At 42.6% G+C, this 21,533-nt stretch carries 19 protein-coding genes; 4 read left to right on the forward strand and 15 right to left on the reverse strand.

Going from position 1 to position 21,533, the window contains the following annotated elements; translation table 11 throughout:
* Positions 1 to 429: 429 nt before the first annotated feature.
* The 4 genes from LF817_RS16540 to LF817_RS16555 form a co-directional block, all read right to left on the reverse strand.
* A complete protein-coding gene (locus tag LF817_RS16540; RefSeq protein WP_253936923.1) occupies positions 430 to 1,557 on the reverse strand; it encodes a M20/M25/M40 family metallo-hydrolase in 1,128 nt (375 codons plus the stop codon).
* A 69-nt stretch (positions 1,558 to 1,626) separates the two neighbouring features.
* Positions 1,627 to 3,174 (reverse strand): acyl-CoA carboxylase subunit beta, encoded by a 1,548-nt coding sequence (locus LF817_RS16545; RefSeq protein ID WP_253936924.1) that lies wholly within the window; start codon positions 3,172 to 3,174, stop codon positions 1,627 to 1,629.
* Between the two features lie 4 nt (positions 3,175 to 3,178).
* Positions 3,179 to 3,991 (reverse strand): methylmalonyl-CoA epimerase, encoded by an 813-nt coding sequence (gene mce / locus LF817_RS16550; RefSeq protein WP_253936925.1) that lies wholly within the window; start codon positions 3,989 to 3,991, stop codon positions 3,179 to 3,181.
* Between the two features lie 16 nt (positions 3,992 to 4,007).
* Positions 4,008 to 5,651 carry an acyl-CoA mutase large subunit family protein gene (locus LF817_RS16555; protein ID WP_253936926.1) on the reverse strand — a complete coding sequence of 548 codons (1,644 nt, stop codon included), beginning with the start codon at positions 5,649 to 5,651 and terminating at the stop codon, positions 4,008 to 4,010.
* 175 nt (positions 5,652 to 5,826) lie between these two features.
* On the opposite strand from LF817_RS16555, the gene prli42 reads away from it, so the two are divergent.
* Positions 5,827 to 5,958, forward strand: a complete 132-nt coding sequence (prli42, locus tag LF817_RS16560) for a stressosome-associated protein Prli42 (RefSeq protein WP_253936927.1) — start codon at positions 5,827 to 5,829, stop codon at positions 5,956 to 5,958.
* A 71-nt stretch (positions 5,959 to 6,029) separates the two neighbouring features.
* Here prli42 and LF817_RS16565 read toward each other — a convergent pair whose 3' ends face one another.
* From LF817_RS16565 to LF817_RS16615, 11 genes are all read right to left on the reverse strand, one after another.
* Positions 6,030 to 6,536 carry a L,D-transpeptidase gene (locus LF817_RS16565; protein ID WP_253936969.1) on the reverse strand — a complete coding sequence of 169 codons (507 nt, stop codon included), beginning with the start codon at positions 6,534 to 6,536 and terminating at the stop codon, positions 6,030 to 6,032.
* 60 nt (positions 6,537 to 6,596) lie between these two features.
* Entirely contained in the window at positions 6,597 to 7,547 is a 951-nt protein-coding gene (locus tag LF817_RS16570; protein WP_253936928.1) for an aromatic acid exporter family protein, read from the reverse strand.
* Between the two features lie 80 nt (positions 7,548 to 7,627).
* Positions 7,628 to 8,059, reverse strand: a complete 432-nt coding sequence (locus tag LF817_RS16575) for a BrxA/BrxB family bacilliredoxin (RefSeq protein ID WP_253936929.1) — start codon at positions 8,057 to 8,059, stop codon at positions 7,628 to 7,630.
* A gap of 127 nt (positions 8,060 to 8,186) precedes the next feature.
* Positions 8,187 to 9,476 (reverse strand): dihydrolipoamide acetyltransferase family protein, encoded by a 1,290-nt coding sequence (locus LF817_RS16580; RefSeq protein WP_253936930.1) that lies wholly within the window; start codon positions 9,474 to 9,476, stop codon positions 8,187 to 8,189.
* A gap of 303 nt (positions 9,477 to 9,779) precedes the next feature.
* Positions 9,780 to 10,763 carry an alpha-ketoacid dehydrogenase subunit beta gene (locus LF817_RS16585; protein WP_253936931.1) on the reverse strand — a complete coding sequence of 328 codons (984 nt, stop codon included), beginning with the start codon at positions 10,761 to 10,763 and terminating at the stop codon, positions 9,780 to 9,782.
* A gap of 15 nt (positions 10,764 to 10,778) precedes the next feature.
* Positions 10,779 to 11,771 (reverse strand): thiamine pyrophosphate-dependent dehydrogenase E1 component subunit alpha, encoded by a 993-nt coding sequence (locus LF817_RS16590; RefSeq protein WP_253936932.1) that lies wholly within the window; start codon positions 11,769 to 11,771, stop codon positions 10,779 to 10,781.
* A 20-nt stretch (positions 11,772 to 11,791) separates the two neighbouring features.
* The gene (gene lpdA / locus LF817_RS16595) at positions 11,792 to 13,213 is read right to left on the reverse strand and encodes a dihydrolipoyl dehydrogenase (protein WP_253936933.1); all 1,422 of its coding nucleotides are present in this window, start codon (positions 13,211 to 13,213) and stop codon (positions 11,792 to 11,794) included.
* An 18-nt stretch (positions 13,214 to 13,231) separates the two neighbouring features.
* A complete protein-coding gene (buk, locus tag LF817_RS16600; protein WP_253936934.1) occupies positions 13,232 to 14,323 on the reverse strand; it encodes a butyrate kinase in 1,092 nt (363 codons plus the stop codon).
* A gap of 14 nt (positions 14,324 to 14,337) precedes the next feature.
* A complete protein-coding gene (gene bcd, locus LF817_RS16605) occupies positions 14,338 to 15,432 on the reverse strand; it encodes a branched-chain amino acid dehydrogenase (RefSeq protein ID WP_253936935.1) in 1,095 nt (364 codons plus the stop codon).
* A 12-nt stretch (positions 15,433 to 15,444) separates the two neighbouring features.
* Positions 15,445 to 16,347: a phosphate butyryltransferase gene (gene yqiS, locus LF817_RS16610; RefSeq protein WP_253936936.1), complete on the reverse strand. Its 903-nt coding sequence runs from the start codon at positions 16,345 to 16,347 to the stop codon at positions 15,445 to 15,447.
* A 30-nt stretch (positions 16,348 to 16,377) separates the two neighbouring features.
* Complete coding sequence (locus tag LF817_RS16615; protein WP_253936937.1) at positions 16,378 to 18,492, reverse strand: sigma 54-interacting transcriptional regulator; 2,115 nt, start codon at positions 18,490 to 18,492, stop codon at positions 16,378 to 16,380.
* A 101-nt stretch (positions 18,493 to 18,593) separates the two neighbouring features.
* On the opposite strand from LF817_RS16615, the gene LF817_RS16620 reads away from it, so the two are divergent.
* The 3 genes from LF817_RS16620 to LF817_RS16630 are packed head-to-tail and all read left to right on the forward strand — an operon-like array spanning position 18,594 to position 21,530.
* A complete protein-coding gene (locus tag LF817_RS16620; RefSeq protein ID WP_253936970.1) occupies positions 18,594 to 18,827 on the forward strand; it encodes a DUF2627 domain-containing protein in 234 nt (77 codons plus the stop codon).
* 52 nt (positions 18,828 to 18,879) lie between these two features.
* Positions 18,880 to 20,790 (forward strand): DUF294 nucleotidyltransferase-like domain-containing protein, encoded by a 1,911-nt coding sequence (locus LF817_RS16625; RefSeq protein WP_253936938.1) that lies wholly within the window; start codon positions 18,880 to 18,882, stop codon positions 20,788 to 20,790.
* Positions 20,790 to 21,530 (forward strand): 3'-5' exonuclease, encoded by a 741-nt coding sequence (locus LF817_RS16630; protein ID WP_253936939.1) that lies wholly within the window; start codon positions 20,790 to 20,792, stop codon positions 21,528 to 21,530. The genes LF817_RS16625 and LF817_RS16630 overlap by 1 nt, the downstream gene beginning before the upstream one ends.
* The last annotated feature ends 3 nt before the right edge of the window (positions 21,531 to 21,533 follow it).

Here is a 21,533-nt window from a genome sequence, read left to right on the forward strand (position 1 = left end):
TGCTTCTTAAATTCATCAGTAAAGTTACGGCGATTCCTTGGGGTCATGTTTAGTCTCCTTGATTGAAATATTTAGTAAAGTGTAACTGACCTTAACGAAACTGTCCAAACAAGTGTAACCTTTCCAAAACGGTGAGACTCTTGGGGGAGGAGCGGGACAGGTGAGACCCCGGAGAGCGAAGCTCGAGGAGGCTCAGCGCCCGCCCCCCGGGAAAGCGATCAGTTTCCCGGAGCCCCTAAATTCTCTTTATGCCTCGAAACTGAGTCTTCAACATAAGGGAGCTTATTTAAATATCAATAAGGAACTTTAACTTAGCCTTCAACATAAAAATCGCTCCCTTCGTTTTGTCAGAGTCTAAACTTAACAAAAAACGAAAAGAGCAATTCTTTGAGTAATAGTTCAACTGTTTTAAAAGGATAACTTAACCTTTTAGCGTTCAGCCGCTTCCACTATAATAGCAGTCACAAATTCAGCAACTTTTTCAAGTTCCTCGACTGGAATCCGTTCATTCGTCGTATGAATTTCCTCATACCCTACTGATAAATTCACGGTAGGAATGTCGAACCCGGCAATGATATTCGCGTCACTTCCGCCGCCACTCGTAAGCAATTCGCTTTCTCGCCCGATTTTAGTTGCGGCAGCTTTCGCTACTTCCACGACCTCATCGCCAGCTTCATGCTTGAATCCAGGGTACATAACTTCGATTTTCAATTCCACTTCTCCGCCCATTTCTTCGGCTGTTTCGGTAAAGGCTTGTTTCATTCGTTCAACTTGAGCTTCCATTTTTTCGGGTACAAGGGAACGAGCTTCCGCCAAAACCTCTACGTGATCGCAAACAATGTTCGTTTGTCTGCCTCCTTCAAAACGGCCAATATTAGCAGTGGTTTCTTCATCTATACGGCCTAAAGGCATTTTAGCGATCGCTTTCGAGGCTAAGGTGATAGCAGAAACCCCTTTTTCTGGAGCTACACCTGCGTGAGCTGTTTTTCCTTTGATGATGGCATTAATTTTTGCCTGGGTAGGCGCAGCTACTATAATATTCCCCACTTTACCATCGCTGTCAATCGCATAGCCATATTTCGCTTTTAAGTGTTCACTATCGAGCGCTTTGGCTCCGACAAGCCCGCTTTCCTCACCGACCGTTATGATAAACTGTATATCTCCATGCTCAACATTTTGTTCCTGCAGACTGCGGATCGCCTCTAAAATTGCCGCAATCCCAGCTTTATCATCTGCACCTAAAATAGTCGATCCATCAGTGATGACATATCCATCTTTGACTGAAGGCTTTATTCCATTCCCCGGGATAACGGTATCCATGTGAGAAGTGAAATAAATCGTATCTGCCTCATCTTTTGCCCCTTTTAAGTTGCAGATCAGGTTTCCTGCACCATGACCTGTTTTTGATTTAGCATCATCTTCTATGACTTCAAGACCAAGGGATTTGAACTTCTTTGTTAATATTTTTGCAATTTTTGCTTCGTCTTTTGTTTCAGAATCCACTTTGACTAATTCAATGAATTCGTCTAATAATCTTTTTTTATTGATCGCTACCATGTGGAAAATCCCCTTTCTATGTATACATGTTCCACTTTGTACGTTAGCGGAACACGCTTACCATGTCAATTATAGCGGGATGTTGCCGTGTTTTTTATATGGTCGGTCTTCGTATTTATTTTCCAGCATATCCAACGCTTTTATTAGAGTAGATCGAGTTTCTCTCGGATCGATCACATCATCTACCATTCCAAGGCCGGCCGCTACATACGGATTGGCAAACTTCTCACGGTATTCGTTGATCTTACTTTTCCTCGTCTCTTCAGGAGTGCTGCTTTCTTTGATTTCTTTAGCAAAAATGATGTTGGCTGCCCCTTCAGGCCCCATTACCGCAATTTCCGCATTGGGCCATGCATAGACAAGATCCGCTCCTATTGATTTACTATTCAAAGCTACGTACGCTCCTCCATAAGCTTTCCTTGTAATCACGGTAAGTTTAGGAACTGTCGCTTCAGAATAAGCGTATAAAATTTTTGCTCCGTGTCTTATGATTCCCCCATGCTCTTGTTTAATCCCAGGGAAAAAACCAGTTACATCTTCAAAAGTAATCAATGGGATGTTGAAAGAATCACAAAACCTGATGAACCTTGCAGCTTTATCGCTTGAATCAATATCCAATCCTCCAGCCATGTATTTCGGCTGATTGCAAATTAATCCTACCGTGCGCCCCTTAAGCCTTGCAAATCCCACTACTATATTTTTAGCAAAATCTTTGTGAATTTCGAAAAATGAATCAGCATCCGCTACTTCATCAATGATCACTCGTACATCATACGGACGAATGGAATCAAAAGGAACTTTATCCGTTAGATCCGGGCGGTAATCATCCTCCTCCGCCACTTCGAGGCGAGGAGGCTTTTCTTTGCTGTTCGCCGGCAAGTATGTGACCAAATCTCTTACTGCATCAAGAGCAGTCGCTTCATTCTCCGTTTTAATATGAGCATTGCCGCTTAATGTATTGTGGACATGTGCTCCCCCAAGGTCTTCAGAACTGATCTTTTCACCAGTGACGGTCTCAATAACTTTTGGTCCTGTAATGAACATCTGCGAGGTTTTTTCAACCATAATGACAAAGTCAGTAATTGCAGGAGAGTATACAGCCCCGCCTGCACAAGGCCCCATAATTACACTAATTTGAGGAATGACGCCGGAATATATCGAATTCCGATAGAAGACTTGTCCATAACCATCAAGTGAAGAAACTCCTTCTTGAATCCTCGCCCCACCCGAATCATTCAACCCTATGAATGGTGTACCATTTTTAACAGCTAAATCCATGACTGCGGCAATTTTTTTAGCGTGCATTTCTCCAAGTGCTCCTCCAAACACTGTAAAGTCCTGAGCGAATAAATAAATGGGACGTCCTTCAATTTTGCCGAAACCCGTAACGACTCCTTCCCCGGGAGCATCTTTGCCGTTCATACCAAAATCGTCATGGCGGTGTTCTATAAATGGATTTAACTCCATAAAGCTGTTTTCATCAACTAAATAATCAATACGTTCCCTGGCCGTCCATTTTCCTTTTTCATGCTGCTTATCAATACGTTCATCGCCGCCGCCAAGCTGTACTTTTCTCCGCTTATCATATAATTCACTGATTTTATCATATATATCCACGTTTTCACTCCTCCTTCTTCGGTTGACTTAGTTCATACATAACACCTGCGGCAGCCTTTGGGTGTATGAATGCAATTTGACTGTCGTGCGCCCCCTGTTTAGGTTCATTATGGATCAGGGAAATTCCTTCTTCTCGATATTGCTGTAACCGCTTACTGATATCATCCACCTCAAGAGCTATATGATGAATCCCTTCTCCTCTTTTGTCGATGAACTTTCTTATCGGTGAATCTTCCATCGTAGGCTCAAGCAATTCGAGTCTCGTATCTCCGATCGGGAAGAAAGCTACTCGCACCATTTCCGAATCGACTTCCTCCACTGCTTCAAGTTGTAACCCTAATGTATCCTGATAGAAAGGAAGTGCCATTTCCAAACTTTCCACCGCAATCCCTATATGAGCGATTTTCTTCGGAGCTGTTCTCATTTCATGATTCATCATTTGTTTGATAAAAACCGCGATTGCATCTGTTGGTGAACCGCTAGTAAATATTTTCGTTACCCCTTTTTCTTCTAAATAAGGAATGTCTTCAGGTGGGATCACTCCTCCTCCGATCACAGGAATATCTGAAGCGTTCTCAGCAGCAAGCGCCTCCACTACTTTCGGAAAAAGCGATTTATGGGCGCCTGATAAAGAGGATAACCCAACTACATCTACGTCTTCCTGGACCGCGGCTCTTGCTATTTGAACTGCCGATTGTCTAAGCCCGGTATAAATAACTTCCATCCCATGGTCCCTTAAGGCTTGAGCAATAATAAGAGCCCCTCTGTCGTGTCCATCAAGACCCGGCTTAGCTATAAGTACACGTATTGGTTTCATGTCTTCAACACCCTTCCTACATCCCCGCATATTCTCCGAATTCTTCTCTAAGTACGTTAGCAATTTCGCCAACAGTGGCATATGCCTTCACAGCATCCACAATGTGAGGCATAACATTATTATTTTCAACGGCTGCCTGTCTTAACCTTTTCAAACATTCATCTGTCTTGTCTTGATCACGAGACCTTCTTACCTTTTGAGTACGTTCAACCTGGTTCGCTTCTAACTGCTCATCTACACGCAGCAAATCCGGGTGTATTTCTTCATCCAGCTTATATTCGTTCAATCCAACAACGATATCTTCATTGGATTCTATTCTTTTTTGCGCGTCGTAGGCCGCTTGGTGGATTTCACGCTGCATGTAGCCATCCTCAACAGCTTGAACGGCGCCGCCCATTTTTTTAATTCTTTCCAGATATTCATTCACTTCGTTCTCTATCCCATCAGTTAGAGCCTCCACATAATATGAGCCTCCTAAAGGATCAACCGTGTCTGCTGCACCGCTCTCTTGAGCAATGATTTGCTGAGTTCTTAAGGCGATCCGTGCTGAATCTTCAGTAGGAAGAGCTAATGCCTCGTCTCTCGAGTTCGTATGAAGACTTTGGGTTCCACCCAATACGGCTGCTAATGCCTGCAGCGTGACTCGAACGATATTATTATCCGGCTGCTGCGCTGTCAGTGTACTGCCGCCCGTTTGTGTATGAAACCTCATTTTCCAGCTTTTTGGATCTTTCGCCTTATAATGATCTTTCATGATCTTCGCCCATATACGCCGGGCGGCTCGAAACTTGGCAGCCTCTTCAAAAAATTGATTATGAGCGTTGAAAAAGAAAGCAAGTCTAGGAGCAAATTGATCCACTTCGAGTCCCGCTTCAATGGCAGCATCTACGTAAGCTATTCCGTTTGCAATCGTGAAAGCGACCTCCTGGACAGCCGTAGAGCCAGCTTCCCTGATATGATAACCGGATATACTGATTGTATTGAATTTAGGAAGATTCTCCTGACAATAGGCAAAAATATCGGTGATCAGTCTCATCGACGGTTTGGGCGGATAAATATATGTACCTCGAGCAATATACTCTTTTAAAATGTCATTTTGTATCGTTCCTGTAAGTTGTTCGGGTTTCACCCCTTGTTTTTCTCCAACTGCAATATACATAGCGAGAAGAATCGAAGCTGGAGCATTGATCGTCATAGAAGTACTGACTTCATTCAATGGAATACGATCGAACAATACTTCCATATCCTCTAAAGTATCGATCGCCACTCCAACTTTACCGACTTCACCCTCAGCCATTGGGTCATCAGAGTCGTAACCAATTTGCGTCGGCAAATCAAAGGCTACAGATAACCCAGTCTGCCCTTGCTTCAATAAATAGCGAAACCTTTCATTCGTTTCTCCTGCTGAACCAAAACCGGCATATTGCCGCATCGTCCAGTAACGGCTCCTGTACATCGTCGGCTGGATTCCGCGAGTATAAGGGAACTGGCCAGGGTATCCTAAATCCTTCTCGTAAGAATGAGATTGATCTGGTGTGTATAGTCCTTCAATAGTTAAGTCTGAGCTTGTGTGAAAGCGTTCTTTACGCTCAGGAAACCTTTGTTTTATTTTATCTACTTCACTTTTCCACTTCTCATTACTTGAATGGTTGTCGGTCATAATGTCAACCCCCTAAGAAAATACATCTCATATCTAGCATACCAGAAATAAAGCGCTTACGTTTCTAAAAATTAGTATAATTTACAATACTATTTTAATTTATTTTCCTCCCTTGTCCAAATCAAAGATATCATTTAAAATGTTTTTAGTAGTATACGAAGGAGGTTCAAACACCTTGGCTAATCAAAATCAACCTGTGAAAAAGAAAAAGTCGAAGCGCGAGAAGCGTACGAAATTTGTAATCTATTTGATGATCGTTTCCATGGTTCTATCCACTCTTCTAGCTGGAGCTAGTTTCTTTTTATAATATGAGGTGAAACTAAAAAGAAAGTAAGCGGACATTCGCTTACTTTCTTTTTTCTCTGACGTTTTATTTGGTTATCCATTCACATTGAAAAATTCTTTCCATTGCTTCTTTTCCCACTTTTCATATATTTTTTCATACTCCGAGTCATCCCTTGTAATGATAATATCAGATTCCTCTTCTACTAAATTATAAAGTTTTTCTACTTGTTTGTTTTCCATTCTTATACAGCCCGCGGAGACAGCTTTACCGATTGAAGAAGGTTTATTCGTTCCGTGCACTCCGTAGATCCTTCCGTCGGTGCCTTCAGCATCAAATCCGATCCACCGGCTTCCTAAAGGGTTATCCGGGTCTCCCCCTGGTATATCATCTTTCCTATAATAAGGTTCGACTGCTTTGACTTTAACGGTGAATTCTCCTTCTGGGGTCAATTCCTTCGTTTTACCCGTCGCTACCTTAGATTGAAAAACCTGTTCACCACTTTGATAAACCACTAATTCATGAGACGACTTATTTACTATCATCAAAGTTTCACCTGTCACTACCGGAGAAATGAAAAAGTACGCTGAAAGTATTATCATTGAACTAAAGAGAGGCATAAAGTTCATCCTTTTTTCAAAGTATGCCTCTATGCCTCTCACTTATACATCACTCTTCTTAAATGACCGTTTAAATATTAGATACTGTTCAATTTCATTAAGTAGATGAAACAAACTTGCCCGGCTTTCAAATTCTTCTCTTGTGGCAGGCAGATCAGCTTCCCGAAATTCATCACGCATTTCTTTCAATTTCTTCAAATAAAGAACGGCTGTATTCCCAGGGTGAATACCTTCAGACAATTCATCGAAAAACTCGGAGATTTTCAAGGCATGCTCGGTAGTCCCGCCTATTCCCGTCACAAGAGGCAGCATTCTCTCCAATAGCTCGAACTGCTTCGTTCTCATATGAAAATAATGATAATAGTGGTTATGTGTCCGTAATAAATGATTTTCCACGTCGCGGAATGATAACGATTTTGCTTCTTCTAATATAACCGCAGTTTCTGTAAGTTCTTTCCCTGTCCACCCGTCATTTCCGTCACGTAAGAAATGGGCTATTTCTTTAATAATGATGGAAAAGTTGTCCTCGATTTGCTTCTGATATTCCTCGAGCTTATTTTCAAGGCTCGGCATATAGAGGTTCAAAATCAATGCTGTTCCAATACCCACCGTGATGAGCAGAATTTCATTGAAAACAAGATCCCATTCTATGGAACTGGACACGTATAGATGCAGAATGATGACCGAGCTTGTTACAATACCAGGGCTAATGTTCAGTTTTACCGTGGTCGGAATAAAAGCAAACATCATGAGGCCGATCGCTACAGGATTGTACCCGAAGAGTTCAAAAAATACATAGGAAAATACAATAGCGATCATGCATGCTGCGAATCGGTGCCAGGCGGACAAGAATGATCGTTTTCTTGTAATTTGAATACATAGGATCGTCAAAATTCCAGCAGATGCGAAATTTTCTAGCCCCAGCAGTGTTGCTATCCAAATAGCTAATGGCGTACCAATAGCTGTCTTTATCGTACGATAACCAATTTTCAAAGGATTCTTCACCTCAATCGAACCTATTCTACGTAAAAGGGGATCTTTGTAAACAACAAAGATCCCCGTTCTTTATCTTTTTAAACCTCTTCACAATATTCTTCAAAATTTCGCTGTAATTTACTGATTACTTCCATTGGATCGAATCCTTCAATATCATGACGCTCGACCATGGATTGTATCTTACCATCCTTTAAAAGCGCGAATGACGGTGAGGAAGGCGGATAACCTTCAAAGTATTCACGGGCACGTTCCGTTGCTTCACGGTCCTGACCGGCAAATACAGTGACTAATTGATCCGGCCTTTTATCATAGTGAATTGCATGGGAAGCGGCAGGTCTGGCAATTCCTCCTGCACAACCGCACACAGAATTGATCATAACAAGAGTTGTTCCCTTTTGGTTGAGTGCTTCATCCACTTGTTCAGGTGTCGTTAATTCTGTATATCCAGCTTGTTTTATTTCATCACGAGCTTGAGTGACGACGTCATTCATATAAATATTGAAATCCATATATCATGGCCCCTTTTCTTTTAAGTACTATCCACAGTTTACCAAGATTTTATAATGCTTTCAATTATGAGCAAGGAGCTCAGTATATATAATACTAAAGACCCCGGCTGCCTGCCGGGGCCCTGCTTTAATAGACTGAAGTATGATCTTTTGACATTTTTTCTAAAATCTCTTTTACTCTAGCTAAGAAGTTCCCCGCCACAAGTCCATCAAGCACACGGTGATCTAGAGAAAGACATAAGTTCACCATGTCCCGGGGGCCGAACATCCCATCTTGGAATACGGGCTTCTTCACGATAGATTCCACTTGTAAAATAGCTGCTTGCGGATGGTTGATGACGCCCATCGATTGGACAGAACCAAACGAACCGGTATTGTTAACGGTAAACGTACCCCCTTCCATATCTTTTGAAGTGAGTTTTCCTTTTCTTGCTTTTGCCGCTAGATCAGTAATATCCCGAGCGATCCCCTTGATGCTTTTCTCGTCTGCGTCCCTGATTACAGGTACAAAAAGCTCATCGTCCTTGGCAACCGCGATATTGAGATGAATGGCTTTACGCTGAATGATTTTATCCCCTGCCCACGTGCTATTAAGCTGAGGGAAATCTTTCAATGCTTGAGCTACTGCTTTAACGAAAAATGCGAAATACGTTAAGCTGTACCCTTCTTTTTCTTTAAACTCAGTTTTCAATGAATTACGAAGTTCTACCAGGTTGGTGACGTCCACTTCCACCATCATCCACGCATGTGGAATTTCCGTAGTCGATTTCACCATATTCTGAGCGATTGCCTTACGTACACCAGTGACAGGAATTTCTATATCCCCATCCTCTGTTTTAACGCCCGAGGAAGCCTGAGATTTCGCAGGTGCTTCAGATTCTTTTTCACCGGGGCTTTCTTGTTTAACCGCAGGCTTTTCACCCGATTCTATAATTTTCTCAAGGTCTTTGCGCGTAATCCGTCCGCCGCGACCTGTTCCATCCACTGCATTCAAGTCGATGTCGTTTTCTTGAGCAAGAGTCATCACTGCTGGTGAAAAACGTTTTTTATCACCAGTATCTTTACTTGTCGATTGCTTTTTAACTGGTGGTTGTTCTTTTTCAACAGACTCAGCAGGTTCATCAGGAGTCTTCTGTTCTGCTGGTTCTTCACTTTCCTTTTCCTCTGAACCTGTTCCCTCTACTTCGATGTAACACATTAATTCGCCGACAGCAATCGTATCGTCTTCACTTGCAACCAGCTCTTTAATTGTTCCCGTAAATGATGAAGGAACTTCGGCATTCACTTTATCAGTCATCACTTCTGCTATTGGATCGTATTTGTTCACGCTATCGCCGGGTTTTACAAGCCAGGAACTGATTGTTCCTTCCGTTACGCTTTCACCGAGCTGAGGCATGTTTATTTTTTCTACTCCCATCAATACTCCTCCTTTTCCATTTGGCTCTATTAAATTTCCGACTTGACATTCATATAAGCTCCCAAGAATCTTAGAAAGTTTCCGTGGCTAAGAATAGAGCGTGAAGGTCCGGGAAATCACTTACATTCCGCGGGCGTACAGTTAGCTTTACATAAGAGTCTCGCTAATTCCCTTCTTGCCGTTAATGAGGATATCGGAAACACCTGAGGCAATACTTCACGTGATAAAAAGCTTGATCCTTACATCAGTATGCTTTCCTTAGTATGACTCACTCTCCAATGCCGGGAGTTGGTTAGCTTTAAATTAAAATTCAGCAAGGTCCCTCATTGCTTTTTCCACCTTATCAGGATTCATCATGAAATATTTCTCCATTGTCGGAGCATAAGGCATAGATGGGATATCTGGCCCCGCCAGTCGTTTGACAGGGGCATCAAGATCAAACAAACAATTTTCGCTGATGATGGCCGACACTTCCGAAATGATTCCGCCTTCTTTATTGTCTTCTGTTACAAGAAGTACTTTACCAGTTTTTGATGCCGCTTCGATGATCGCTGCCTTGTCCAATGGATAAACAGTGCGAAGATCTAGAATATGCGCGTCAATCCCATCTTCAGCAAGCTTTTCAGCTGCCTGCAAGGCAAAATGAACACATAATCCATAAGTAATAACTGTAATATCAGAACCCTCACGCTTTACATCTGCTTTTCCTATAGGCAGCGTGTAATCATCTTCAGGCACCTCACCTTTGATCAATCGATACGCTCGTTTATGTTCAAAGAACAGCACAGGATCATTATCACGTATGGAAGCTTTAAGTAAACCTTTCACATCGTAAGGTGTGGAAGGCATGACAATCTTTAATCCAGGCTGGTTGGCGAAGATCGCTTCTACAGATTGCGAGTGATAAAGCGCACCATGAACACCGCCGCCATAAGGGGCACGTATTGTCATAGGTACAGACCAATCATTATTGGAGCGATACCGTGTTTTTGCGGCTTCAGAAATAATTTGGTTGATGGCGGGCATAATGAAGTCAGCGAATTGCATTTCTGCCACTGGACGCATTCCGTACATCGCTGCTCCGATTCCTACTCCGGCAATAGCGGATTCTGCTAAAGGTGTGTCAAGCACACGGTCTTCACCGAACTCTTCATAAAGACCATCCGTCGCACGAAAAACTCCTCCGCGCTTCCCAACATCCTCTCCGAGGACAAACACTTTCTCATCACGCCGCATTTCTTCTTTCAGAGCTTGAGTGACGGCTTGAATATAAGATAAAACTGCCATTGTTCTTCCCCCTCCTTACTCTTCATATACATAGTTCAATGCAGATTCAGCTTCGGCGTAGGCAGCATTTTCAGCATAATCCGTTGCTTCATTGACTAAGTTATCCAGCTCTTCATTTAATGCTTTTTCTTTTTCTTCTGTTAAGATATTTTGATCACGTAAGTATTTAGCAAAAGTGAAGATTGAATCTTTCTTCTTCGCTTCATCTACTTCGTCTCTCTCCCGGTAAGTACGGTCATCGTCATCACTGGAGTGAGGAGTCAACCGGTAGGAAACCGCTTCTATAAGAGAAGGTCCCTCGCCTCTCCGTCCTCGATCTGCCGCTTCTTTAACTACTTCATAAACAGCTAATGGATCATTCCCATCGACAGTATATCCTGGCATTCCATAACCGATCGCTCGATCAGAAACTTTTTCGCATGCTAGTTGCTTGGAAACAGGAATTGAAATGGCGTATTTATTATTTTCAACCATGAAGATAACTGGGAGTTTATGAACACCTGCAAAGTTTGCACCTTCATGAAAATCACCCTGGTTCGAAGACCCTTCGCCAAAGGTAACCAATGAAACAAAGTCTTTTTTCTCCATTTTACCTGCTAACGCTATTCCGACCGCGTGAGGAACTTGAGTAGTTACCGGAGATGAACCAGTCACGATTCGATTCTTCTTTTGTCCAAAGTGGCCGGGCATCTGACGCCCCCCGGAATTAGGATCTTCTGCTTTGGCAAACCCTGAGAGCATCAAGTCTTTAGCCGTCATTCCGAAAGCTAAAACGACCCCCATATCCCGGTAGTATGGCAAAGCATAATCTTTGTCACGATCCAACGCATAGGAAGCACCCACCTGGGCTCCTTCCTGACCTTGGCAGGAAATGACGAACGGGATTTTCCCTGCTCTGTTCAATAACCACATCCGTTCATCAATCTTTCTTGCCAGCAGCATCGTACGAAACATATCTAATACTTCATCATCAAGTAAACCAAGTGATTTATGGCGATTCTCAGCCATGCGGATTCCTCCTTTAATGTTTATCCATGTATTTGATTCCCATCAACTGCCATAGCTGCTTCTCCTATAGCTTCTGAAAGTGTAGGATGCGGGTGAATCGTCTCAGCGATTTCCCACGGAGTAGCATCTAGAACTTTAGCGAGCCCCGCCTCGGAAATCATGTCAGTTACGTGAGGGCCTATCATGTGGACTCCAAGGAGATCATCGTTTTTTTGATCAGCAATGATTTTAACAAACCCTTCCGTTTCCCCAAAAACAAGAGCCTTCCCTATAGCCTTAAATGGAAATTTACCGACTTTGACTTCAAATCCTTTTTCTTCGGCTTGCTGCTCAGTAAGACCAACACTGGCAACTTCAGGACTTGAATAAATACAAGTTGGCACCTGGTCATAATTCATAGGATGAGGAAGTTTATCTGCCATATGCTCGACTGCAGTCATCCCTTCATGTGAGGCCACATGTGCCAGCTGCATGCCGCCAATTACATCACCAATTGCGTAGATATGGGTTTCTTTTGTCTGGTAATACTTGTTCGTCTGTATGACCCCTTTTTCGACTTCAATGTCCGTATTTTCTAACCCGATATTATCGATGTTAGCTGAACGCCCTACGGAGACGAGCATGCGATCCGCTTCATAAGTGACCGTTTCTCCTCCTACATCAGCCTGGATAGAAACATGTGTTTCTTTTTGTAAAGAATCTGTCATAACTTTAGCATTCGTTACGATTTCAATTCCTTTATTCTTCAATTGCTTGAGCATTTCTTTAGAAATCTCATGATCTTCCGTCGGTAAAATGTGAGTCAAGTATTCAAGCACTGTAACGTTCACTCCGAAGTCAGCAAGCATGGAGGCCCATTCGATTCCAATCACTCCACCGCCTATAATGATGATCGACTCAGGAAGTTCTTCCATGTGAAGAGCCTCATCTGAAGTCATCACGAGTTCACCATCCACTTCTAATCCCGGCAGCGATTTAGGACTGGACCCTGTCGCTATCAGAACGTTCTTAGGGACAATCATTTCGTTTTCTTCCCCATTATTCATTTCTACTGATATCGTACCGGCTGTAGGAGAAAAAATGGAAGGTCCAAGAATGCGTCCAAATCCTTCGAAAACGTCAATCTTCCCCTTTTTCATCAATCCTTGTACACCTTTATGCAAAGTGTCTACAATCGATTGTTTACGCTCCTGTACTTTTGCAAAATCTAAAACTGGCTCTGAAGTCGAGATTCCGAATTGACCAGCTTCTTTCGTTTGCCGAAAAACTTCAGCACTTCTTAGAAGGGCTTTAGAAGGGATACACCCCCGATGAAGACAGGTCCCTCCCATTTCTCTTTTTTCAACGATTGCAACCTTCAGTCCCAATTTGGAAGCACGGATCGCGGCTACATATCCGCCGGTTCCGCCACCAAGCACGACTAAATCATATTCTTCAGCCATCAGCTAAAAAGCTCCTTTCTATTCTGCAAAATTAGGGTAATGTTTCGGCATTTCCTCTTTGTTCAATACTCGCAATGTGCCTTCATTCAAAGCTTCCAGCTCATTTTCACCAGGATATACGAGAACATCCGCAATCCAGCTTACGCGCTCAGAAATTTTATTTATGAAGTCTTTGCCATAAGCCAGCCCGCCCGTTAGAGCTATTGCGTCAACTTTGCCTTCAAGAGCTGCGCTCATACTGCCTATTTCTTTCGCGATTTGGTAAGCCATAGCCTCGTAAACGAGCTTTGCTTTATCGTCGCCATGTTCGATCATCTTTTCTACTTCTAATGCATCATTCGTATCAAGGTATGCCATCAAGCCCCCTTGGCCTACAAGCTTCTTCATCATTTCATCCCGGTAGTATTGCCCTGAATAACACATAGAAATCAAATCTCCAGCTGGTACGGTTCCTGCTCGTTCCGGTGAAAAAGGACCATCCCCGTGCAAGCCATTATTGACGTCGATAACTCTTCCGCCGGCATGCGCTCCAATGGTAATACCACCGCCCATATGCGTTACAATCAAACGAGATTCCTTATAGGATTGGTTTAAATCCAGTGATGCACGGCGTGCGACTGCTTTCTGATTCAAGGCATGAAAAATACTCTTTCTCGGAATTTCAGGTACTCCTGAAACTCTCGCCAAGTCTTGCAGTTCATCAACGACAACGGGGTCGACGATATAGGCATTAATATTAAGACCGTGTGCTATTTCATTGGCTATGATTCCTCCAAGGTTTGAAGCATGTTCGCCATTATAACCATTTCTCAAGTCCTCGAGCATGGCATCATTGACCTCGTATGTACCGCCCTCAATTGGACGCAGCAAACCCCCGCGTCCGCAGACGGCACTCAACTTATTGATGTTAATTCCCTCTTCATCGAGAATTCGCAGTATGACTTGCTTTCGAAATTCATACTGATCAATGATTTCTTGAAATTCGTTGATTTCTTCGATTGTATGTCTGATCGTTTTTTCGAAAACGACCTGATCATTATCGAACACACCAATCTTTGTTGATGTTGATCCAGGATTTATTACTAATATTCGATGTGTCTGCACTATCATTGACCTCCGATAACCTATCTTCTGCTCAGAATATGATGACCATTTTGTAAAAATTGACTGCGTGACTTCCGCATTTGCTCAATACGTTCTTCAGCCATGCGATCCGCCGCTTTGTATGTCGGTATATTGTCACGACGAGAAATATCGAACACTCGTGACACATTATCATAAATCGTTTCAACCCGCTTCATAGCACGCTCTTCATTATATCCGTGAAGTTCATCAGCAACGTTAATGACACCCCCGGCGTTGATAACATAATCAGGCGTATAAACGACACCTTTTTCGTGAAGGATGTCTCCGTGCTTCGTTTCTCTCAGCTGATTATTTGCAGCACCCGCAATGACTTTTGCCTTTAACATTGGAAGAGTTTCATCGTTCAGCGTAGCCCCTAAAGCACACGGTGCATAAATGTCACAATCTACGCCATAAATTTCGTCGGTTCCTACTGCTTTAGCTCCGAATTCTTCTACAGCTCTTTGCACGGCTTCCTTATTGATATCGGTGACGATCAAGTGCGCACCTTCTTCATGCAAATGGCGGCATAGGTGGAAAGCTACATTTCCGACACCCTGGACTGCAACAGTAAGGCCTTCTAATGAGTCACTGCCAAATCCTTCTTTAGCCGCTGCTTTCATCCCACGATAGACACCATAAGCTGTAACTGGGGAAGGATTTCCTGAAGAACCGAAGGCAGGAGAGATTCCCGTAACATAATCCGTTTCCTCATGAATAAGATCCATGTCCTGAACGGTCGTACCTACATCCTCTGCGGTAATATAACGGCCATTTAACCCTTGAATATATCGACCGAAGGCACGGAACATCTCTTCATTCTTATCCTCTTTCGGATTTCCGATGATAACCGTTTTGCCCCCTCCTAAATTTAGGCCAGCCGCCGCATTTTTGTATGTCATACCTTTGGCCAGACGAAGGGCGTCTTCAATCGCTGCTTCTTCTGACTCATACGTCCACATTCTAGTACCCCCGAGGGCAGGTCCCAAAGTTGTATCGTGGATGGCAATGATAGCTTTCAATCCTGAAGCCTCGTCATGACACATCACTAATTGTTCGTAATCGTATTTGCTCATATACTTGAATATTTCCATTAAAAATTCCTCCTAGTTTGTACTGGAACGTAACGCTAAGGCTAATGAATATACTTTACTCTCTGCTGAATCGGACCTCGATGTTAAGACAATTGGAGCTTTAGCCCCGCTGATTATACCTGCTACTCTTGCGTCAGCAAAATACATGAAGGACTTGTAAAGAGCGTTGGCCACTTCAATCGTCGGCACTACTAAAATATCTGCAGCACCAGCCACTTCCGATTCGATGCCTTTTTGGACAGCCGCTTCTTTGCTCACTGCATTATCAAAAGCCAGCGGTCCATCTACGACACAATCTTTGATCTGTCCCCTGCGATTCATCTGAGTGAGAGCCGCGGCATCAATTGTCGCTTGCATGGATGGATTGACAACTTCGACAGCAGCCACCATCGCTACTTTAGGACGAACCCACCCTGAGTGAACGGCGACATTTACGGCATTGTTAACGATCTGACTTTTCTCTTCTAGCGTCGGTGATATGTTCATCGCAGAATCGGTCAGAAAAATCATCCGATCTTGATTAGGTACCTCAAATAAAGCAACATGAGAAAGAACTCTTCCAGTCCTTAGTCCATATTCTTTGTTCAGTACTGCTTTAAGTAGCGCTTTTGTATCAATATGACCTTTCATCACGACGTGAGCCTTACCCTCACTTACTGCTTTCACAGCTTCATTTGCGGCTTCACCTTCTGGGCAGTCAAGCATTTCTACTTCAGAAGATTCGATATCAATACCTGATTCCACAGCCATACCCCGGATTTTGGTCTGATTTCCCGTTAGTAGAAAAGATGCGATACCCAAGTCCAAAGCTTGTTTTACTGCACGCAGCACTTCATAATCAGCAGCTTGGGCAATGACTACACGTTTAGGTGGTTGTTGTTCCAAGTGGTGGATGAGTTCTTTTAATGCTTTCATGAGTTCACCTCTTTGATCCATTTTTGCATACTATGAAAATTCTTGCACACTATCTTTATCGAGCTGATATTTCTCCAGCTTGTAATATAAATTACGGATTGATATTCCCAGCGCTTTCGCTGTTTTCGTTTTATTGAAATTGTGAGACCGGAAAGCGTCGGCGATAATATTCTTTTCGTATTCATCCACCGCCTCTTGTAAGGATCCCCCGAGCCATATCGTTTCTTCACCGTGGGCATCTGCAAAGCTAGTTTCTTTCCTTTTTAAGGAAGGAATATGATTTTTCGAAATGATTTCTTCATGGTGCTCCATAAATATCATAGCGCGACCTATTATGTTCTCTAGCTCACGCACATTTCCAGGCCAATCATATTCTCTGAGTTTCTGAAAAGCTTCCTCATCAATTGACAGGACTTTCCTTCCATAATCTTCGTTCAGCTTTTGTATGAGATGCTCAATCAGCTGAGGCAAGTCCCCTTTCCTTTCACGAAGTGGGGGAATGTAAATCGGAAGCCGATTCAGACGATAGTATAAATCTTCGCGGAACGTTTTTTTCATGATCGCTTTCTCCAGATTGATGTTCGTGGCAGCAATCACCCTTACATCTACTAATATCGGCTTTGTGCCTCCGGTCCGAACAATTTCTTTCTCCTGAAGCACTCGAAGTAACTTTGCCTGCATAGCTAAAGGTAATTCCCCGATTTCATCAAGAAAGACGCTTCCGTAGTTTGCCTCTTCAAAGATACCTTTTTTTCCCCCTTGTTTGGCTCCAGGGAAGGCCCCTTCCTCATAGCCGAACAATTCGCTCTCAAGCTGAGACTCCCCAATAGATGCACAATTGACTCGAATGAATTTATTATGCCTGCGATTGCTTTCATTATGGATAGCATGAGCAAATAATTCTTTTCCAGTTCCAGACTCTCCTCTAAGCAGGACAGTGGCTGGTGTTTTAGCCCCCACACGAGCTTGCTCAAGTGCAAGAGTGAGCTCCTGGGATTCTCCTGTGATATCTGCGAACGTATATTTCGCTTCCAGACTTCGGATGATCTGGCGTGCTCTTTTTAATTCGCTCGTCAATGACTGGATTTCTGTCACATCATGTAGGACGCCGACACTACCTTTCAACCTTCCATCGACAATGACAGGAGCTACATTAACTAATACTTCCTTTTTTGAGGGTCCGACGCTCATACGGACTCCCCGCACAGGTCGTCGAGTATTGAGAACTTTCATATGCATACTTTCGCCTTCCGAAATATCTACAGTAGCAGGTTGACCTAATACTTCTTTTTCACTGAGACCTGTAATACGTGAGTATGCAGGATTAATCATTAAACCGTTTCCATTTTCATCTACTACTGAAATTGCTTCATCCGAAGATTGTATGATAGCTTCAAGCATTGTTTTGACTTCTTTTAAGTCAGTAATCTCTTCGGCGAGCTGTACTACTTCCGTGATATCCTTAAATACGGCATAAGCTCCAATAGGTTCTCCGTCAGATCCGATGAGTGGGATTCTAGTTGTAATGACTTTTTTGCCGTTTTCTATTTTTAATTCTTTATTGATTTCTTTTGTCTTCGTTTTCAAAAGGTAAGGCAAGCCTGAAGACGGAATCACATGACGCACTGGCTGTCCGATTACTTCAGCACGCGTCTTTCCTAGTATTCTTTCTCCGCTTTTATTTAAAAATGTAACGATTTCATCTTGATCCATTACAATCATACCGTCATGGATACTGTTCAGGATTAAAGTCTGATTATCCGTCTGTTGTTTGGCTTGTTTGATCAACGTCTCTTTTTCTTCCAAAAGTTCTGCTGTTATGTACGCGACCGCTCCAGGGATCACTACCGTTCGTGCAGGCCGCTCCGCTCTTATCTGCTCAAACACTTCATCCCGTCCAGTAGCTTCGATAACTATGTCGATGTCATTATGTATAAACGCACGCCAATTACTTCCTGTAGAAATACCTAAGGAAGCTGCTCTTTCAAGACCTGTTGCACTCGAATCGATATCAGTCAAAGCTGCTACCTGAAGACTATCCGTTTCGTTAAGAAGCTTCAATAAAGCGGTGCCGCCCTTGCCTCCGCCTACAATCAATACTCGTTTCAAATTCATCACACCCTGCAATATTTTGCGCAATTTCATCGTACATTATCCTGCACATTTTAGCAAGCACAACCTTTATTTTCACACTGGCCTCAGTTTGGTATACTAATGGAGGATTGAATCGTAAAGGAGTACATATCATGCGTCTGATCGCTTTACTATTACTTGTAACCCCGGGCATAATTGCCGTGATCGGGATCAAACTTATAAGAGATGCTATATTTAATGTTTTTCATCCTGTTTTTTTACACATCGCTGTTCAAGGAATTTTTGGTGTCCTCTGCGTAGTTGGTGGTGTAGCATTCATTGGAGGATTCATTTTACACAGGGATCGAAAAAGAAATTTAACTAAAGGACGTTTTAAGAAGAAGTAGTGTATATACTCTTCTTCTTTTTTACGAAATGCACCATAAAGGAGTTTTACCTATGCCTAATACATTCGATTTCTATAAGACGTTGTACCCGTTCGATTTATTATCCGAAAAAGAATTCAATGATATCTTTGATCACGCTGTCGAGAAAGATTACACAACGAATGAATTCATCATCCATGAAGATCAAACAGATGATACGATTGATATTCACTTCCTAGTTTCTGGATTAGCTAAAAATATTATGCACCGTTCAGACGGCCGACAATTATCCGTACGTTTTTATTACCCTGGTGATCTAGTAGGGGTTATGATTTTACTGACAAGTGGAGAGATGAGGTTTTCTGTTCAAGCTTTAGAACCTGTAAAAACATTATGCTTTAACCGTGAATCGTTTTTAAAGATCATGTCGAACAATACTCAGTTTTCTAAAGTCGTTATGGATGGAATCAGCCAGTTGATGAAAAGTTTATATGATGAGGTGAAATTCAAAAGTTCCACGACCGATGAAGATGATGACAGGGAGCTCTATAAGAAACGAGCTGGCTCTTTTATGGAGCCACCAACATTCATCCACCCGGAAGAATCGATAGAAAAAGCAGCGAGAATGCTTCAGCAGCAAAAAATCGAAGCGCTTCTTGTGAGTGACGATAAGCAAACTTTGCTGGGCATGATTGGTTACGGAGACCTGCTTAAGGCTTATTTTGAAAATAATCATCATGACCCTGTATACCACCACATGTCTGAAGAACCCTATTTAATCAGTGACAAGGAATTTATTTATGATGCATTAAGTTATTTGAAGCACCACCCCACCGAAATCATACCTGTCCATCATAAGGATAAAGTGGTCGGGATTTTAAGGCAGTCTTCCTTCTTCACTATAAAAAATTCGGTTTACTTTGATCTTACTTATCGCATTTCCAATGCTGAGACAATCGAAGAACTAAAAACTCTATCACCAGTTTATAATTCCAGGTTCCAGGAATTCATTTCCAGTCTCATTGATGAGCAAATGTTCGCTTACGATATTGCTGAATTGATGACGAACTATAATGACCGTATCCACAAACAAATCATTCAAATTGCTGAGAACGAAATGATAGCTTCGGGTCACGGCGCTCCTCCTATCAATTATTGTTTTCTCGTTATGGGAAGCGAAGGAAGAAAAGAACAAGCCTTCTCCACCGATCAGGATAACGGGATGATCCTGTCGGACTTCGAAAACTCAAGGAATAAATTACAGATCGCTCAATATTTCAAGCTGTTAGCTGAGAAGATAAACTTTATGCTGAATGAATGTGGGTTCCCTTATTGTTCAGGCGGAATTATGGCGCGTGAGGATAAGTGGCGGCAGCAAATGAGCCAGTGGCATACCAGTATAGACCAGTGGATTTCAAAGATGGATGCGGAAGAAATACGCGACTTCACGATTTTTATGGATTTCCGCCCTATTTTTGGAGATTTTTCCCTAGCGTATGATTTAAAAAAATACGTTACACAAAGGGTCCAAAGGTCACTGGGACTTCAGCAACTTTTAATGAAAGACACACTCCGTTTCAGAGTTCCCGTCCAGCCCTTCGGTCGAATTTCTGGGGTAGGAAAAAGAAAAACGCTGAATCTAAAGAAATCAGCGATTATGCAGATCGTCAATGCCGTGCGGATCTACAGCATGAAATATGGAATCGAGAATATTAACACGATCAGCAGGCTGGACAGTCTCGCTGAACAAGAACGGTTCCATCCAAGAGATGCCGAAAACGCGAAACTTGCCCTCCATAGATTGATGCTCTTCCGCCTTAAGGAGAATTTGAGTCAATTAAGGAATGATGAGAACGTGACGAACGAATTACGTTTGAGCAAACTCAACAGAGATGAAAGGAAATCTTTAAAGGATGCATTGAATATTGCAAAACGCCTACAGCAAGTTCTAGAATTGAGCTACAACCGAAATCGGGTGATGTAATGCTGCCTATTGATTTGCAGATTTTAAAATACATTTTTATAGAAAAACCCATTTATTATTACAAAATCCGTCCTTTTTTAACGACGGAAACTCATCAAAAAATAACAGATCAAATACATTCGATGCCATCACCTAATATTCATCAATCGAAGTTAAGCGAGCTGGATTACACAATTTTTGATTTAGAAACTACAGGTTTTATCCCGGAGATAGGCCATGAGATCATTTCGGTTGGTGCAATAAGATTAAACGGGCTTGATGCATGCCATAGAAAAACCTTCTACAGCGTAGTGCAGCCCCTGCGGCCAGTTGGCAAACAAACATTGAACTTAACCGGGCTGACACGTACCCAGCTGGCTGAGGCTCCTTTATTCATGGACGCTTTTCAAGACTTTTTCGATTTTTGCCAGGGTTCCGTACTCGTCGCCCATCCTGCGAAATTTGATATGCGTTTTTTGCAGACGATGCTCAAACGCTGGAAATTACCCGCCTTGAATGTACCTGTCATTGACTCGCAAGTCATGGCCAGGCACTTATTTCCAGAAGTCAAACACCAGCTTGATCCTCTGCTTAAACGTTTTAATATAGACAAACGGGAAAGACATCATGCGCTAAACGATGCGGTAATGACAGCTGAGTTATTCAGTCACTTACTACAGCTCATTATCAAAGAAAACGTACAAACCTTCGGTGAATTAAAAAACACACTCGAACCTCACAAAAAAGCGAGGAGCCATTAAAGA

This window comes from Halobacillus sp. A1 (assembly GCF_024189295.1).
Taxonomy (GTDB): Bacteria; Bacillota; Bacilli; order Bacillales; family Halobacillaceae; genus Halobacillus_A.